General features: G+C 51.8%; 3 protein-coding genes. All 3 read left to right on the top strand.

All coding sequences use genetic code 11. The features are described 5' to 3' along the window. Positions 1 to 269: 269 nt before the first annotated feature. Complete coding sequence (locus GX016_05750; GenBank protein HHT71063.1) at positions 270 to 977, top strand: Crp/Fnr family transcriptional regulator; 708 nt, start codon at positions 270 to 272, stop codon at positions 975 to 977. A gap of 344 nt (positions 978 to 1,321) precedes the next feature. Beyond that, entirely contained in the window at positions 1,322 to 1,537 is a 216-nt protein-coding gene (locus GX016_05755; protein HHT71064.1) for a heavy-metal-associated domain-containing protein, read from the top strand. A 12-nt stretch (positions 1,538 to 1,549) separates the two neighbouring features. Next, positions 1,550 to 2,340 (top strand): HAD-IC family P-type ATPase (locus GX016_05760; protein ID HHT71065.1); only part of this gene is annotated, 791 nt, incomplete at its 3' end.

Here is a 2,340-nt window from a genome sequence, read left to right on the forward strand (position 1 = left end):
ACTGGCCGGACACCCAGAACTGGGGCCTTCGAGTAGGGGCAGCCTCTGTGCCTGCCCGTCTGTCCATGGTGCCCAGGGTTTGGTGTAGGGGCAGACCTCCGTGTCTGCCCGTCCCGTACCGCAGGGCCCTGGGTGTGAAGGGAGACCACTGTATCGGATGCACTAAATGTCTTTATAAACAGAAACCAAAAAAGCTGATATTATAGAAGAAACAACAATGACCGATTAGAACTGCAGAGACTGATGACTAAAAGAGAGGTGAAATCCCAATGTCTCATTGTAATAAATGCCCGAACACAGATCATGTTTGTGCCCGTAGGGTGCCTATTTTCAGTTCGTTGGATCCGGCGGGGTTGCTGGAGGTTAACAGCTTAATCCGGCATGGTGAATATGAAAAAGGAGAACTGCTTTTTTCTCAAGGCGATCCCGGTATGTACTTATATATTGTCCGCAGCGGGAGAGTGAAGCTATACACTGTTTCAGCCGAGGGCCGGCAGCAAATCATAAGAATCCTAGAACACGGGGACTTTTTTGGCGAATTGGCCTTGTTTCAGGATCGACAGCAATTGTGCTATGCCGAAGCCATGGAGGACAGCGGCATTTGCTTGCTACCCCGGGATGATTTTCGAGCTCTTTTAGAACGAAAACCAAAAATCGCCCTTTCTTTGCTTACTGCCATGAGCGCTCGGCTAGCCCAGGCGGAGAAATTCATCAGTGATCTTACGCTGAAAAATGTAGAGGAACGGTTGGCCTCCTGGCTGCTGGTAATGGCCCAAAAAGGAGTTGCGACTTTGGACGGTATCCGGATAACATTGGATCTTACCCGGGAAGAACTGGCCCATCTGTTAGGTACCACCATCGAGACTGTAAGTCGGCGGTTAAACGCGCTACAGGCAGAAGGCGTGATTACCCTCAGCGGACATCGCACTATTTTTATTATAGACAGTGAGAAACTTAGCGATTTAGTTGGCTATTAGGTGGGAGAAAGCTCGCCAATAAGTCGGAAACTCCTGAGCTGGCCTGTGTCGATGGGGAACGGGCGACCGCAGAGGGTCGCCCCTACATGATGGCCCGAACATGCAGGCTTACTGGTAGGGGAGGGCCTCCGCGCCCTCCCGAAAAACATAACGTGCAGATTCTTATATGGGTACGGCCTCTGTGCCCGCCTGCATCTGGAAGCAGTGCTAAGTTAATAGTGCGAGGGAATAACCCGGTTTTTGACTTAAGTCAAGGTTTGAATCCCTTCCGGCGTGTTATCCTAAGGCTGCCGAACAAACGGTACTTAAAATAGGCAGCTGGGCTGCCGGAAGGAGGAAGCAAAATGCAAGAGTTAACATTACAGTTGGGGGATCTGGCTTGCCCGAGTTGTGCCCAGACAATTGGGCAAATACTAAAGAGGCAAAAAGGAGTAAAAGACGCGGCAGTAGCCTTTACCACCAGCCGGGTCAAGGTCACCTTTGATCCGGAAGCCATAACTATCGAGCAGATCGAAAAGGCCATTGAAAAGACCGGCTACAAAGTCCAAGCCTGTTTGTAAAGGGTGATAGTTATGCAGCACACTTTCTTATCGGGAGCTTTGATCGCCCTAGGCTGGGTCCTGGGGCGCCTCTTCCCCCAGAATCCGGCTACGGATGTCCTTATGATAATAGCGGCAGTTATTGCCGGTTGGCGTATCGCCAAGAGTGCTTGGCAGGCCTTGCGTTTTCGGGTGTTGGGTATTCCTGCTTTGGTAACGCTGGCAGCTATCGGGGCTATTGCCATCGGCGAATACTGGGAGGCAGCGGTAGTAACCTTCTTGTTTGCCCTGGGGTCTTATCTGGAGGCTCGGACCCTAGATAAGACCAGGGGAGCCTTGCGTGAGCTGTTAGAGATGGCTCCACAGGTGGCTCGGGTAAAGCGGGGCACGGACGAAGAAGAAATTCCGGCCGCCGAAGTGAAGGTTAAAGACGTGGTTGTTGTTCGCCCCGGGGAAAAGATTCCGGTGGATGGGCAGGTTGTTACCGGCGAAGCCACAGTGAACCAAGCTGCCATCACCGGTGAGTCGGTACCGGTGGAGAAAGCTGTTGGGGATAAAGTCTTTGGCGGGACCATTAACGAAGCTGGTTATTTAGAAATAGAGACGGAAAAAGCCGGAGAGGACACCACTTTTGCTCGCATCATTGCCCTGGTGGAGGCGGCCCAGCAAGAAAAGCCGCGAACCCAGGAACTGCTGGAACGCTTCGCTCATTACTATACCCCTGGCATCATGATTATTTCGCTTCTTACTTTTCTAATCACTGGAAATCCTGTCATCGCTCTTACTCTACTGGTTATTGCCTGCCCGGGAGCGTTGGTGATTGC

This window comes from Bacillota bacterium, assembly GCA_012837285.1.
In the GTDB taxonomy this organism is placed as follows: domain Bacteria; phylum Bacillota; class DTU030; order DUMP01; family DUMP01; genus DUNI01.

Bases quoted from the DNA above. Each gene is read 5' to 3' on its own strand.
- GX016_05750 (HHT71063.1), top strand. From the start codon at position 270: ATGTCTCATTGTAATAAATGCCCGAACACAGATCATGTTTGTGCCCGT.
- GX016_05755 (HHT71064.1), top strand. From the start codon at position 1,322: ATGCAAGAGTTAACATTACAGTTGGGGGATCTGGCTTGCCCGAGTTGT.